This is a genomic window from Aeromonas cavernicola (assembly GCF_002795305.1).
GTDB classification, from domain to species: Bacteria; Pseudomonadota; Gammaproteobacteria; order Enterobacterales; family Aeromonadaceae; genus Aeromonas; species Aeromonas cavernicola.
In genome coordinates, this window is sequence record NZ_PGGC01000079.1 from 1 (window position 1) to 14,654 (window position 14,654).

15 protein-coding genes are annotated in these 14,654 nt (G+C 51.2%); 11 read left to right on the top strand and 4 right to left on the bottom strand.

Annotated features, from left to right (window positions below; genetic code table 11):
• Positions 1–320 precede the first annotated feature (320 nt).
• Positions 321–860, top strand: a complete 540-nt coding sequence (locus CUC53_RS08890) for a gamma carbonic anhydrase family protein (protein ID WP_100293822.1) — start codon at positions 321–323, stop codon at positions 858–860.
• A 70-nt stretch (positions 861–930) separates the two neighbouring features.
• Here CUC53_RS08890 and CUC53_RS08895 read toward each other — a convergent pair whose 3' ends face one another.
• On the bottom strand, positions 931–1,344 hold the full coding sequence (locus CUC53_RS08895) for a CBS domain-containing protein (RefSeq protein ID WP_100293823.1): 414 nt from the start codon (positions 1,342–1,344) through the stop codon (positions 931–933).
• Between the two features lie 152 nt (positions 1,345–1,496).
• Here CUC53_RS08895 and CUC53_RS08900 point away from each other — a divergent pair, with 152 nt between their 5' ends.
• The 9 genes from CUC53_RS08900 to CUC53_RS08935 all read left to right on the top strand — a co-directional run bounded on the left by CUC53_RS08900 (position 1,497) and on the right by CUC53_RS08935 (position 9,792).
• Positions 1,497–3,410, top strand: a complete 1,914-nt coding sequence (locus CUC53_RS08900; RefSeq protein ID WP_100293824.1) for an ABC transporter ATP-binding protein — start codon at positions 1,497–1,499, stop codon at positions 3,408–3,410.
• 7 nt (positions 3,411–3,417) lie between these two features.
• Positions 3,418–3,864: a DUF2390 domain-containing protein gene (locus CUC53_RS08905; protein WP_100293825.1), complete on the top strand. Its 447-nt coding sequence runs from the start codon at positions 3,418–3,420 to the stop codon at positions 3,862–3,864.
• Positions 3,858–4,727, top strand: coding sequence for a 23S rRNA (adenine(2030)-N(6))-methyltransferase RlmJ (locus CUC53_RS08910; protein ID WP_100293826.1), 870 nt, complete (start codon positions 3,858–3,860; stop codon positions 4,725–4,727). Before CUC53_RS08905 ends, CUC53_RS08910 begins: the two co-directional genes overlap by 7 nt.
• Positions 4,703–4,870 carry a hypothetical protein gene (locus CUC53_RS18970; RefSeq protein WP_167386722.1) on the top strand — a complete coding sequence of 56 codons (168 nt, stop codon included), beginning with the start codon at positions 4,703–4,705 and terminating at the stop codon, positions 4,868–4,870. The genes CUC53_RS08910 and CUC53_RS18970 overlap by 25 nt, the downstream gene beginning before the upstream one ends.
• 575 nt (positions 4,871–5,445) lie before the next feature.
• A complete protein-coding gene (locus CUC53_RS08915; protein WP_100293827.1) occupies positions 5,446–6,591 on the top strand; it encodes a DUF3800 domain-containing protein in 1,146 nt (381 codons plus the stop codon).
• A 38-nt stretch (positions 6,592–6,629) separates the two neighbouring features.
• Positions 6,630–7,241, top strand: coding sequence for a hypothetical protein (locus tag CUC53_RS08920; protein ID WP_100293828.1), 612 nt, complete (start codon positions 6,630–6,632; stop codon positions 7,239–7,241).
• 94 nt (positions 7,242–7,335) lie between these two features.
• Positions 7,336–8,409: a PIN domain-containing protein gene (locus CUC53_RS08925; RefSeq protein ID WP_100293829.1), complete on the top strand. Its 1,074-nt coding sequence runs from the start codon at positions 7,336–7,338 to the stop codon at positions 8,407–8,409.
• Between the two features lie 220 nt (positions 8,410–8,629).
• A complete protein-coding gene (locus CUC53_RS08930; RefSeq protein WP_100293830.1) occupies positions 8,630–9,157 on the top strand; it encodes a hypothetical protein in 528 nt (175 codons plus the stop codon).
• Between the two features lie 272 nt (positions 9,158–9,429).
• Positions 9,430–9,792, top strand: a complete 363-nt coding sequence (locus tag CUC53_RS08935; RefSeq protein ID WP_100293831.1) for a DUF2061 domain-containing protein — start codon at positions 9,430–9,432, stop codon at positions 9,790–9,792.
• A 128-nt stretch (positions 9,793–9,920) separates the two neighbouring features.
• On the opposite strand, the gene ybaK is transcribed toward CUC53_RS08935, so the two are convergent.
• The 3 genes from ybaK to lptF all read right to left on the bottom strand — a co-directional run bounded on the left by ybaK (position 9,921) and on the right by lptF (position 12,869).
• Positions 9,921–10,391, bottom strand: coding sequence for a Cys-tRNA(Pro) deacylase (gene ybaK, locus CUC53_RS08940; protein WP_100293858.1), 471 nt, complete (start codon positions 10,389–10,391; stop codon positions 9,921–9,923).
• 191 nt (positions 10,392–10,582) lie between these two features.
• The gene (gene lptG, locus CUC53_RS08945) at positions 10,583–11,653 is read right to left on the bottom strand and encodes an LPS export ABC transporter permease LptG (protein ID WP_100293832.1); all 1,071 of its coding nucleotides are present in this window, start codon (positions 11,651–11,653) and stop codon (positions 10,583–10,585) included.
• A gap of 103 nt (positions 11,654–11,756) precedes the next feature.
• Positions 11,757–12,869 (bottom strand): LPS export ABC transporter permease LptF, encoded by a 1,113-nt coding sequence (gene lptF, locus CUC53_RS08950; protein WP_167386723.1) that lies wholly within the window; start codon positions 12,867–12,869, stop codon positions 11,757–11,759.
• 172 nt (positions 12,870–13,041) lie between these two features.
• On the opposite strand from lptF, the gene pepA reads away from it, so the two are divergent.
• Entirely contained in the window at positions 13,042–14,550 is a 1,509-nt protein-coding gene (pepA, locus tag CUC53_RS08955) for a leucyl aminopeptidase (RefSeq protein WP_100293833.1), read from the top strand.
• Positions 14,551–14,654: the final 104 nt, after the last annotated feature.

Consider the following 14,654-nt stretch of genomic DNA (forward strand, 5'->3'; position numbering starts at 1 on the left):
GATTGCTTGATTCAAATTGTTAAAGAGCGACGCAACAGTGTGTTGCTGCGGGAGTGGCATTCTACTCAACCGCTTTCTCGAGTCAAGCCTTATTTTCAAAGGCTTTTCGAGGTTATCGACCCAGCTTTCTGCGTTGCCGCTTGCCCTGTCGATGGAGGCGCATTATAGGGATCTAGCTCACATTGGCAAGGGGTGAAATACAATAAAATTGCAAAAATTAGCATTTATTGAGTTATTCATATCCAAACACAGCTTTTATACAAACTTATCCACAAAATCAGCTCTCTAGCTACCAACCTAATTGAAAAAAGGAAGCCAATATGGATGTAAGACTAAGACCTTATAAAGAAAAATACCCGCAGTTGGGGCAACGTGTGTATGTAGATCCCTGCGCTACATTAGTAGGCGATATTGAGTTAGCCGACGATGTCAGTATCTGGCCCATGGTGGCGGCAAGAGGAGATGTGAACTTTATCCATATTGGGGCCCGCAGTAATGTGCAGGATGGGGCAGTTCTCCACCTCACTCGCAAAAGCAGTGACAATCCAGATGGTTATCCGCTGCTCATTGGTGAGGATGTGACAATCGGCCATAAAGCAATGCTACACGGCTGCACCATCGGCAACCGAGTACTTATCGGTATGGGGGCCATCGTGTTGGACGGGGTAATTGTGGAGGATGAGGTGATGATAGGTGCCGGTAGTTTGGTACCACCGAGGAAGCGACTTTTGTCTGGCTTCTTATATATAGGTAATCCGGTTAGACAGGCTCGCCCCCTCACGCCAGAAGAGACAGCGTTCTTAACAGCCTCCGCACAGAACTATGTCCAACTAAAAGATGAATATTTACAGGCTAATTAGTCCTTGATAAAGGCTGATGAGCACTAGGAAGTCATCAGCCTTTACACACCCTAGCCCTTGGTGAGCATACCTATTGCTCATCAATCTGAATCAACATTGCTCGCAAAAAATCTTTCCAGCTGATTATCCCAACCAACAGACCATTTTCTAGTACCGGTAAACAGGAAACGCCTTTTTCTAACATCAGGGCCATCCCTTCGCGTACAGGCCGATGAGGGGAGATGGTGACAGGATGACGGCTCATGATTTGATGAGCTCGTCGATTCAGTGTTTCGGCATCACGATGGGTTTCAGCTTCTGAACCAAGATAGGGACTGATCGCATGCAGCATATCGCGATCCGAAATGACCCCAACCAACTCATCTTCTTCTAGTACCAACAGATGATGAAAGTGCGCTTGTTCGAAGATGTCCTTGATGACAGAAAGCCTATCATCCATCGATACAGTGGCGACTCGAGTCGTCATAATATCGCTAATCAGCATACATCCCCCTGTCAATATGCTAGTCACCTTTGTTATGGCATCTTTTTATCAGCTCGGCCAGTAGCTTCCCTTGTGCAAGTGCAAATCTGTGTCATTTCACGTAAGATCCGCGCCAGTTTTTCTCCTCCATTTTGAGCAAGCAGATCCCACCCATGATAGTTGCCAGTCAAATCGAATTGATCCGCGGCGGCCGCAAGCTGCTGGACAACGCCTCCGCCACCATTCACCCCGGCCACAAAGTGGGTCTGGTGGGCAAAAACGGCTGTGGCAAGTCCACCTTTTTTGCACTGGTACGGGGCGAGCTGGCCATCGACAGCGGCAGCTTCAGCCTGCCCGCTGGCTGGCAGATCGCAGGCGTCGCCCAGGAGACCCCTGCGCTCGACTGCTCGGCGCTCGACTACGTGATCGACGGCGACAAGGAGTTTCGCGCACTGGAAGCCCAGCTGGTGCAAGCCGAGCAGGATGACAATGGCCTGTTGGTGGCCGAGCTGCATGGTCGCCTCGATACCATCGGTGCCTACAGCATTCGCGCCCGCGCCGCCGAACTGTTGCACGGCCTCGGTTTCAGCGACGAGCAGCTGAGCTCGCCGGTGCGCAGCTTCTCCGGTGGCTGGCGCATGCGCTTAAACCTCGCCCAGGCTCTGCTGTGCCGCTCCGATCTGCTGCTGCTCGATGAACCGACCAACCACCTAGATCTCGACGCCGTCATCTGGCTGGAGAAGTGGCTCAAGAGCTATCAGGGCACGCTGGTGCTGATCTCCCACGACCGCGATTTCCTCGATTCGGTCATCAGCCGCATCATCCATATCGAGAACGGCAAGCTCAACGAATACACCGGCGGCTACTCCGATTTTGAACTGCAGCGCGCCGAGCAGCTGGCCCAGCAGCAGTCGATGTACGAGAAGCAGCAGCGGGAGATGTCCCACATGCAGACGTATGTGGATCGCTTCCGCTACAAGGCCTCCAAGGCCCGTCAGGCCCAGAGCCGTCTCAAGGCGATGGAGCGGATGGAGAAGATCCTGCCCGCCCACGCCGACTCCGAGTTCAGCTTCGAGTTTCGCGAGCCGTCGGCCCTGCCGACCCCGCTGATCGCCATGGAAAACCTCTCTGCCGGTTACGGCGACAAGGTGATCTTGGAGAAGATCAAACTCAATCTGGTGCCGGGTTCGCGCATCGGTCTGCTCGGTCGCAACGGCGCCGGTAAATCGACCTTTATCAAGATGCTGGCGGGTTCCAACCCACCGCTGTCGGGCAAGCTGGAGGTGAGCGCTGGGGTCAGCATCGGCTACTTCGCCCAGCATCAGCTGGAGACCCTGCGTCTTGACGATACCCCGCTCGATCATCTGGCCCGCCTCGCGCCGGACAAGACCGAGCAGGAGCTACGCAACTATCTGGGCAGCTTCGGTTTTCACGGTGACAAGGCGCTCGACAAGGTGGCCCCCTTCTCCGGCGGCGAAAAAGCGCGGCTGGTGCTGGCGCTGATCACCTGGCAAAAGCCCAACCTCTTGCTGCTGGATGAACCAACCAACCACCTAGATCTGGAAATGCGCCACGCCCTGACCATGGCGCTGCAAGGCTTCGAAGGGGCCATGGTGGTGGTGTCTCACGACCGGCACCTGCTGCGCACCACCACCGATGACTTCTATCTGGTGCACGGTGGCCGGGTCGAGCCGTTCGACGGCGATCTGGACGATTACCACAAGTGGCTCGGCGAGCAGGAGAAAGAGGCCAACGCCAAACCGGCGGATGGCCCAGTCTCTGCCAACTCGGCGGTAGCGCGCAGGGATCAGAAACGACGCGAGGCAGAGTTCCGCCAGCAGACCCGTCCGCTGCGCCAGAAGCTGGAAAAACTCGAAGCGAGCATGGAGAAGCTGCAAGGTAAGCTTGGCGATATCGAAAGCCAGCTGGCCGACCCTGCCATCTACGAAGAGCGCGCTAAAACCAAGCTCTCCGAGCTGCTCAAATCCCAAGGCCCCCTCAAGGAGCAGCTGGAAGAGATCGAGCTGGAGTGGATCAGCCTAGGTGAAGAGCTAGAAGCCCTAGAGCAGGCATTCGCCGCACAGTAAGTCACAGATGAACACTCGCAACACAGTGGCCTTGAATGAACTCCCCAGCGCAGACCATTTTTGGCACTGGAGTGGCAAGATCTATGGTGAACGCAGTCAAGATTGGCTCACCGTGCAGACGCTGGGCGGTAACGTCAATCTCGCTCTGCTGCTGCACTGGTTAGATCGGCATGGTATTGCAGGGGAACTCACCGCCCTCGCCTCTGCGCTGGCGGATACTGCCCCTTTGTTACAGCCGCTACGTCAGCTGCGCCAGCAGCTAAAAAGCGCTGGGGATACACAAGCCTATCAGGCCTGCTTGAGTCAAGAGCTGCTGCTGGAGCGCCAGCAACAGGCTGCGTTATTGCACGCCTTGCAACACCTCCCCCTGTTTCATGGCCACGGCCACCATTTATCAACCTATCTATCACGACTGGGTGCCCAGCAGGGCCCCCTCAGAGATCTAATATGCTGAGCTACCGCCACGCCTTTCACGCCGGCAACCATGCTGATGTGCTGAAACACGCCGTTCAGGCCCTGATCATCGAGTCCCTCAAGAAGAAGGAGAAACCCTTCATCGTGCTGGACACCCATGCCGGTGGCGGTCTCTACGACCTGCGCGGCGACTGGTCGCAGAAGAAGGCCGAGTATGCCGACGGCATCGGCCGCCTGTGGGATGAGCGGGCCCAGTGGTCTACCATGGCCCCCTATCTCGCCGTCATCGAGGAGATGAACCCCGCTCAAGAAGGAAACAGCGGCGAGCTGAACTACTACCCCGGCTCGCCGGAGCTCTCCCGCCGCCTCACCCGCGAGCAGGATAAGCTGGCGCTGATGGAGCTGCACAACAACGAGGTGGAAGATCTGCGCGCCAATATGGGTTACGACCCCCGCGTGGCCGTCCACCACCGCGATGGCTTCGAGGGGCTGATCGCCCTGCTGCCCCCCACCCCGCGCCGCGGGCTGGTGCTGATCGATCCGCCCTATGAGCTCAAAGAAGATTACTTCGCCGTGGTCGATACCCTGAAAAAGGCGCAAAAGCGCTGGGCGACCGGTATCTACGCCCTCTGGTATCCGATCCTTGGGCAGGAGGCGGACAAATCCCGCGACATGCTGCGCGCCATCAAGCGCGAAAACTTCGGCAACGTGCTGGTGGCCGAGCTGGAAGTGGCCGCTCAGACCAGCGATTGGGGCATGAACGGCTCAGGGATGCTGATCATCAGCCCACCTTGGCTGCTGGACGAGCAGATTGAAGCCTTCCTCAAACCACTGTGTGCCAAGCTGGCACAGGGTGCCGGCGCCCAATACAAGGTGGAGTGGCTGAACAAGGTCGCAGAGTAAGCCAGCACCAGCACGCTCTGGCGCCCGGCCAACGCGCCAGCAAGTCGCTCAGCCAAGCCGTTCACCGTTGCGGCATGGCCAGCAAAGAGACGCCCCGTTCAGGGGCTTCTTTGTTTTTTACCCGCTACCGCTTTACCCACTAACTCTTTTCCTCACCAATGGCGGCCACGCATCCCCTCTGCACACCAAACCAGCCGTTATTGGTTAATTAATTGATCTGGCTCAGAAATTCCCCGCATCCCTCTTTCCCTTGGCCAATAGGCCAGTACTATAGCCAATTGGCAACAAAGCCTCGTCGGAGTCACCCCATGAGCCATGCCAACCCCATCCCGTTGGTTAAACGCAGCAGACCGGAGGCTGTAATTCAGGGGCGGTAGCCATGCAAGATGGAATGGATAAGCGAACGTTGCCTACGACTGCCCAGTCAACATGGTGACAGCCTTATGCTGATTTCTGACCCGCTCACGCAGGCGTGCTTTGGCGGCGCTTGCCAAGAGTGCCCTGAGAACTGATTTTTTACACAGTAGTAACGGTGGCGCAAAAAGAGGAAGTCAAGCGAATACGCCCAGCATAAGAAGAAAACAGGTAACATTATGATTTAATAGTTGTTTTTACTTGGCGGCAGTGAGAATGTTACGGAGTTATATGGAATGCTCTGCTAACGGATTAATACCGCTTTCCATCTAATCACTGTTATATTCTCCAGGGAGTTTGGTGAATGAGTTATACATTTTTTTATGATGAATCAAACAATATTCGAAAGCTTTTTCTCAAAGGAAAACGATTTAATACGGACTCACATTCTAATCCATCGCCGTGCTTTGTTCTTGCAGGAATAGTGCACGAAGGTGATGTTGCAGAAAGCGATATCAAAGAACTTTTAAATGCTCTTAAGCTTCCTCCATCGGCTAAAGAATTGAAGTTCAAACAGGTTGCGAAAGGTGGATTTCTAGATAACCTAAAATCTCAAAAGCTGGTGACTATATTAGAGTGGCTGCTTAAAAGTGATTATTATATTCATTATGACAACATCAATATCGAATACTGGTCTTTAGTGGATATCATTGACGATTGTTGTGAGCATGTAGATAAATATGGAGGTCTAAACTATTCACCTGCTGGCGGAAAGAGAATGTACCTTGACTATCATAAGGATGCACTATATGAGCTAATGAAAATGGATAAGTCTAATTTCCTGAGCTTGCTATCAAAGTATACCTATCCAAAAGTAGAGCCTAAAGATGCAGCTTCTTTTAATAAAGGGTTGAATAAATTAGCAAAAAAATACTCTAAGCCAGAGGCAAGGGCGAGGAAAATTGTAGATAAAAGAACTTCATTTAGTTTGTTAAGTCTTTCTAAGCTGTTCGATATGTGCCGTAATATTGAAGAGTACTTTTTTGTGTATGACCATAAAGTGGGGTCATTAATTGACGGATTTTCGATCTTTTACAACCAAAGAATAAAGCTTTTCAATGGCTCGAAGCATGTATTAGATAATGAATTTGAAATTCAAAAGTGTTTTGAGAAATATGAAGGTTATGACAAGGAGCTCAGTAGCATTAATTACGAATTTGTTGACTCAAACTCATACCTTGAGGTGCAAGTTTCAGATGTGTTATGTGGCCTGTTTAAAAATTATTTCACGTTCATAAACAATTTAAAACTTAGTGATTTAGATAAAGTTAAATCATCACTAACTAGCCATCAGCAACATTGTTTACAGCTAATATCTGACTTGATATCCAAGTCAGATATTAAAAATAAAGAGTTTCTTTTTTACGTCATGTCCATGGGCGAACATGAAAAGCATAGACAGTTCATGTTCGGAGAATATAACAAGTCAAATCACGCGGATGCAGCATAGCTGCACCGGTGTTTGAAGCGTTAGAAGGTCATTGAGAATTGGCTAACCTGATAATAACTAGAGCGCAAAAAATATCTAAGGGCCTTATAGCTATTGGCGCTCTCGCCGGCGCCATTCTTGCTCTCAAGGAATTTGGCTCACTTTTTATTTCAAATGAGCCAGAAGTATATGACGAAGACTGGATTCCACTTGTGTATGAGGATATCGATCAGTTTCGCGAGTTCCTAGACAGAAACAATGGAGCCAAAGTAACTATAAACTCATCCATTGCTATGGATGCAGTTCTCCCTATTAACTATTTAATTCACCAAGCCTGTGATATGAAAATACCAGGCCACTCTGAAGGTGACGAAGGGAACACCTTCTACTCATTTGGCCTACCTACTTTTTCGAAAGACTTTGATAGCGCCGACCTCAAAAGTGCAATCTACAGTGAGAAATCTCAAGGCCTTAGCTTTTCCCCACAAATTCTTTCCAAGGTCAAATGTCTTGACACCTTACGCATTGAATTAATTGATCCGTCTACTTTTCGCTGGAGTTACGGCGGAACAGGTACGCAATCACTTCCTCTCAGTGGAACTTTCAAGGTAACAACTAGAGCATTCAGTGGCCCAAGCATTGAATACACGTTACGCCAAATCGAGGAGTGACCTTCTAACAATAGGTTCAAACCGTTCGCTTCGCTCACTGGGACGGGCTAAAGCCCGCCCCTTAACCCAACGTTAAATTTCGGGACGAATAATCGTGCTAGAGACTAGAAAGGTATTCATTGATACGCAGTCATTCGTTAAGGCTGGCCTTCACTTCGACGGCCCTGCATTTAAGTCTTTCAGGAAATATTGTGAACAGAAAGAATTGTTTCATGTGTCCACGAGCGTCGTAGAGCGAGAAGTAAAATCTAAAATAGAATTGTCCGTTAAAGATGCTATAAGCGCTATTCAAACCTTTCGAAGAAAAGCTCGCCTTCTATCATCTCTTGATGATGAGAAAATTAAGGGGTTATTTGAGGAGATTTCGGATGAAGATATCTACAAAAAATCAGAAGAAGTATTTTATGATTTCATGAATGCCTGCGCTACAGATACTGTAGAAGCCAATGGTGTTAATGCAGAAGAGTTGTTGTTTTTATATTTTGATAAAATTCCTCCGTTTGGCGATGGAAAGAAAAAATCAGAGTTTCCGGATGCAATTTCGATCTTGTCGCTGAAATCACATCTTGAAGAGGACGAAAAAATATACGTTATATCTGATGATGGAGACATGAAAGCGTATTGCGATGGCGACCCGAATTTTATTTCGGTTGAATCATTAGATAAGCTCCTAGATATCTATACCACCCATACCAACGTAAGACACGAGCAAGTAAAACAGTATTTCATAACAAACGAAGCATCTATAAAGCAGAAAATCACTGAGTTTCTTGAGGAATGCGAGGTATATAACTCTTCAACTTGGGAAGACGCAGAAGTTGATGATGGTCTAACTGTTACAAATCTTGGAGACATAGATCCATCAGTACTATATATCGACGACGAAGAAAGCCAAATCACCTTTGATATAGATGTGGAATTTGAAGTGACGGTGACTGGCCCAGACTTTAACAACGGCATCTATGATCGCGAAGATGGTCGAATGTATACATTCGACAGCACTTCAAGAACAAGCACAATATCAACTACATTTACCGTTGAGATATTTCTGCATTATGAGTTTATTGATGGCGAACTAGTAAACGCCGAGGATGATGGTCTCTATATTGCTGGAACATCCGGCGGTATTGAAGTTTCTGTTGAAGAAAATGAGCAAGATTGGTACTAAAAATTTAACAAACGCGTCAATTAGGATGATCGCAAGCTCGCGCCTATTACACGGGCGTTATGTTTTTTAGTGAGAGGTTGAGAACCAAATCTGGGACACCCACCTTTTTGAGCAAGGCGCAGCATAGCCAGAGCCCAAAAGATGGGTGTCCAAGGTCTTTTAATAGCCTCATGACCGAAATGCGTTGAAATGTGCATGAAGTACTGAAATCGAGGAAAAAATGAAGAACCTGATACCTGTAGTTGCCAGTGCATTTTTGATAGCTGGTTGCCAATCCAACCCTTCCCAGAACACACCTGCATCGGGAATTGAGTTCGCACATGACAAATTCAGCGTTCTCATGGTTTCGGTTGATGACACATTTGATTTTCCGAGAGGTAAGTTTTTCCGCTCCTCCTATGCTATCCAGGAAAAATTAACGGTCAAATTGCCTGGTGTTGTGGGCATCTATGCTGACTTCTTCGACCACTGCCTGAATAGCGGCAATAAACCGCAGATTATCGATGGCGTCGCGCTAGTCTGCCGATCTGCTCAGGTCAATCTTTATGCCGTTATCGCTGTAGAGGCTGGCAGGACAGCGTGGCTGCAAGTCGTTGAACCGAGTGACATGAGTTTACAGATAAGTGCACAAGAGCTTGCTGACTATGCAATGAATAATTTTGCCAATTATGTTGAGGCTGATGTGAGCAGTACCAAGCGGCTGCTTGGCACCAGCTCTCTTTACAAAAACGTTCCCGATTGGCCGTAACAAAGTAACGGGCACAAATCTGGGACACCCACCTTTCTGAGCAAGGCGCAGCATAGCCAGAACCCAAAGGATGGGTGTCCAAGGTCTTCTTGTTCATGGGCAAGTGTGAAGAACCTGTACTTTATCGCCTTGGTTGCGATTGGCAACCGCTGAAGCGCACCGGCCACTCGCCCGTTGATAGGTTCTCTCTATTTTGGCAATAGATGAGAATAGTTTTCATTTAATCTCATTTCGGCGGATACTCTCATCATCACCAGAGAGGAACCGCCATCATGAAAAAGACCATCAGCTTTGCCATCCTGCACTTCGGTGTCGCCTTTACCGTGGCTTACCTGCTGACCGGTGAGCTGCTGATTGCCAGCCTGATCGCCCTGATCGAGCCAGCCGTCAACACGGTCGCCTTCTACTTTCATGATCTCGGCTGGCACAAATTCAAGCCTCGTCATAGCCTGCAAGCCAAAACATGTGGCTTTGCCGTGGTCCACTTCTCCGTCGCTTTCGGGGTTGCCTACCTGCTCAGCGGTGAGCTGCTCACCGGCGGGGTCATGGCGATGATCGAGCCTGCCATCAACACCGTGGTGTTCTTCTTCCACGAGCGGCTGTGGCGGGCCCGCCAAACGGTGGCTCTGGTGTGATGATTAGCTTGTGCATCGCACTATTACCTAGTGCATTGCATTAAGGGAGACAACCATCACAGCCCTCGATTGCCGCTCGTTGTCATGCTCAATGTCTATGGCAGAAGGCAAAGGAAAATAACGACGGCTTATGGATGCGGCTCACCAATCGGCGCCACAACCCACTTCAATAAGCGCTCCATCGCATGGGGAGAGACCCCCACCGAGAGGCCACGTTTACCACCACTGACCAAGATCTCGGTAAATTGCATGGCGGAGTCATCAAGCACGGTGGGCAACCCTTTTTTCTGCGCTAAGGGGCTGATCCCTCCCACCTTGTAACCGGTCAATTTTTCAGCATCCGCCGGCTTCATCATCTCCACCTTTTTGAGGCCTGTCGCTTTGGCTAACTGCTTCAAGTTACACAGACCAGATGAGGGAACAATCGCCACTACGGCCTGTTTGTCGTGATACGCGATCAACGTTTTGAACACCTGCGTCAACGGCAAACCAAGCTGGGTCGCGGCGTGTTTCCCAAAATCATCGTGGGCGTCGCATGGGTAGGGATAGAGGGTGTACGGAATGTTAAGCTGCTTTAACAGATTAATAGCGGGGGTCATCAGGGCGGCCATCCGTTGAATTGCACAAAAATCAGGGCAACCAGTCTGTGCTAACGCCATCGCAGATACAAGGCTGACTAGCAGACCAAACGGGCTCACGATGTGGCACATTTGGTCTTTTGAACGCGGGGACACTAGGTCAGTAGCGGGCAGCTTCAGATCATGGCCTGCACCCCATCACAGCGAGTGGGCTATTGCTTGCGATTGAGAATATAAAACGAGACGCCCCCAAACAGCAGGCTCGGTGCAATCGCAGCCAGGATCGGCGGCACCGCATAGACCAAGCTGATCGGGCCAAATACCCGATCGCTCACATAAACGGCGAAGCCAGTCATGATCCCCATCAGCATCCGCGCCCCCATACTGACCGAGCGCAACGGACCAAAAATAAAGGAAGAGGCAAGCAGGATCATGGCGATCACAGAAAAAGGCGAGAGCAACTTACGCCACATCTCTAACTTGTAACGCCCAGCATCTTGTTTGTTCGCATCGAGATAACCAATGTAATCAAGCAGCCCAGCGACGGAGAGGTTCTCGGGATCAATACTCACCACCCCCAACTGTTTGGGGGTCAATTCAGAAGACCATGCCATCTGCGGGTGTTGTTCGCTCTGGATTTGGGTAGGGTCATCAAAACGAGTCACCGTCGCCGCTTTTAATTGCCAGTGATGTTGCTCAAAAACCCCCTCTTGCGCCTGCACCACATCGATCAATTTGCGCTCAGGCGTAAAACGGTAGAGGGTGATCCCCGTTAAGGCACCATCGTTACGCACCCCATTGATGTTGACAAAGTTATTGCCATCACGCGCCCACACACCATAAGCAGATACAGTCAAACGTCCCTCAGACAGGGCGCCAGCCTTAATGTCATCGGCCATGCGTTTGGCTATTGGGGCGATATATTCCCCCATCAATCCAACCACGATCATCAGTGGCACCGCGGTTTTGAGGGCGGCCATCACAATGCTGATTTTGGATCGCCCAGCGGCCTGCATCACCACCAACTCAGAGCTCGTCGCCAGCTGGCCCAGCCCGATTAACCCACCCAGCAGGGCAGCCAACGGAAAGAACAGCACCGCCTCCTTGGGCATAGAAAGCACCACATAATAGAGCGCGCTGAGCATGTCGTAGTTGCCATCCCCGACCGACTTGAGCTGCTCCACATATTTGATCAGCGCGGCCAGCCCCACCAAGGTGATTTCACACAGCAGGACCGACATAAAAATGACCCGACCGATATACCTATCGAGAATCCCAAACATCAGGAGAGACTCCAAACTTGCAATGTCATGCAAACGTTCCTCTGAAATACCGTCGCGCCAGCGCCGTCACGCTGCGCTGGCGACCATCATCTAATGGCGAGCATTAGGCCGATTTTTTATTAAAAAACAGCCCTTTCAGGCCATTCCACCAACTTGTGCCCTGCATATTGAGGGGCAAACCGATCACCAAGATATAAGCCAGTGGCACCAAAAACATGCCAGGCCAGTAAGGTAAACGACCACTGTCAATAGCGGAGCGGGCTGCACTGAGCAGTAAGAAATAAGAGAGATAGAGCAAAATGGCTGGCAATAACTTGGCATAGCGCCCCTGACGCGGGTTAACGCGGGCTAGGGGCACTACCAAAAAGGTCAGCACGGGGATCGAGAGTGGCAATGAGATACGCCACTGCAGCTCGGCCATCAGACTATTATCTTGCGTCCCCAGCAACTCCATAGTGGGCTTGGCCGCCGCCTTGCGACTGGAATACTCCAGCTCTTGCTGACGGATAACCAAGCCGTACTCTTTGAAATCGGAGATCTGGAACTGCTTACCGGAAAAGTCCCCTTCATAGCGGGAGCCATCTTTCAGCGTTAGCCACTGCAAGCCATTGTCATCGACACTCACCACCCCTTCACTGGCCACCACCACGGAGGGCGATTTGCCCTCTTCAGCCCGCTGCAGGACAAAGATTTTTTGCAGTGCAGAGCCGTTATCGTTCAACTCTTGGATGTATGCGACTAATCGCCCTTTATCGAGCTCCATAAACCGACCCGCTTGGAGAAATGAGATCCCAGGATCGGCTTTAAATTTATCGATAACCTGATACTCACGCTCTTTCGCCTGCGGGGCGATCCAGCCGGTATTAAACGCCGCAACCGCTGCGGTCAACAACGCCAGCAACATGGCACTGCGCATCACAAAGCGATGGCTGAAACCCACCGCATGCATCACCGTCATTTCACTTTCGGCATAGAGGCGCCCGTGAGCAAACAAGATGGCCAAAAAGAGACTAATTGGCAGCATCAACAAGGCCATGTTGGGCAGGTTAAGTAGCAGTAGCGTCGAAACAAGACGAGTTGGCACCTCACCGTCGGCGGCATCGCTGATGATTCGGATAAACTGTTGGCTGACAAAAATAAGCAGCAATACAAATAACACTGCTAGCTGAGTTTTCAGGGTTTCCCTGAACAAATATCGGAAAACGATCACAGTCATTCCCAAGTAAACTTGTGTTTTTAGCCGAATGCTTGAAAAATAGGGCCGTGTGCTGGATTTTTACCAGTTTGAACTGCGGAGCCAGTGGCTGTTCGCTCCGCCTCTGATACCCCAACAAGCACCGCATTATTCAATAAAAGGTGCCTTTTGTCTTTAGGATGTAGGAGATTCCATGGAGTTCAGTGTAAAGAGTGGCAGTCCTGAGAAGCAACGTAGCGCCTGCGTCGTGGTCGGCGTGTTTGAGCCTCGTCGTCTCTCACCGGTTGCCGAACAGCTGGACAAAATCAGCGATGGCTACATCAGTTCGCTGCTGCGCCGTGGTGACCTAGAAGGGAAACCAGGCCAAATGCTACTGCTCCACCAAGTACCCGGCGTGCTCAGTGAGCGGGTACTGCTGGTCGGTTGCGGTAAAGAGCGAGAGCTCGACGAACGTCAGTACAAACAGATCATCAACAAGACCATCACCACCCTCAATGAAACCGGCTCCATGGAGGCGGTCTGCTTCCTCACCGAGCTGCACGTCAAGGGGCGGGATACCTACTGGAAGGTACGCCAAGCAGTAGAAGCCACCAAAGCAGGTCTTTATAGCTTCGATCAGTTCAAAACCAACAAAGCTGAGCCCCGTCGCCCGCTGCGCAAACTGGTCTTTAATGTCTCGACGCGCCGAGAACTGACCATAGGTGAAAAAGCCATCGCCCATGGCTTGGCGGTGGCTAAAGGGATGCGTATTTGCCGCGATGTGGCCAACATGCCGCCCAACGTCTGTAACCCTGCCTATCTTGCCTCTCAGGCGCGGCGGCTGGCTGACTCTTTTGACAACATCACCACCAAGGTGATTGGTGAGCAAGAGATGGCGGAACTTGGTATGAACGCTTATCTGGCAGTGGCCCGTGGCTCTGAAAACGAAGCCATGATGGCCATCATCGAATACAAGGGCCACCCCGACGCCAAGCCGATTGTGCTGGTGGGTAAAGGGTTGACCTTCGATTCCGGTGGTATCTCGATCAAACCCGCTGACGGCATGGATGAGATGAAGTACGACATGGGGGGCGCTGCCTCCGTGCTCGGCACCATGCACGCGCTGGCCCAGCTGCAACTGCCGCTCAACGTCATCGGGGTGCTGGCAGGTTGCGAGAATATGCCAGGTGGCAACGCCTATCGCCCAGGTGACATTCTCACCTCCATGTCTGGCCAGACCATCGAGGTGCTCAACACCGATGCAGAAGGTCGGCTGGTGCTGTGCGATGCGCTGACCTATGTGGATCGCTTCGAGCCAGAAACTGTCATCGACGTGGCGACCCTGACCGGGGCCTGCATCATTGCACTGGGTCACCATACCTCGGGGCTGCTGGCTAATCACAATCCGCTAGCCCATGAGCTACTCAATGCCTCTGAGCAAGCCGGTGATCGCGCTTGGCGTCTGCCGCTGTTTGAAGAGTATCAGGAGCAGATCGACAGCCCGTTTGCCGACATGGCCAACATCGGCGGTCGACCTGCAGGCACCATTACCGCCGCTGCGTTTTTATCGCGCTTCACCAAGAAGTACAGCTGGGCCCACTTGGACATTGCGGGTACAGCGTGGAAAAGCGGTAAAGAGAAAGGCTCAACTGGTCGACCGGTGCCCTTGCTGACCCAGTTTTTGCTAAACCGGGCTGGGGTGGATATCGAAGAGAAAGAGTAACGCTGTTGTCCCTTGTGGTATCAGCATCACAAGGGTTGGCATTACCCTGCATCACAAGGAAGAGGCTCCCCTCTTCCTTATTTCATTGTTAGATCAGTGAGTAG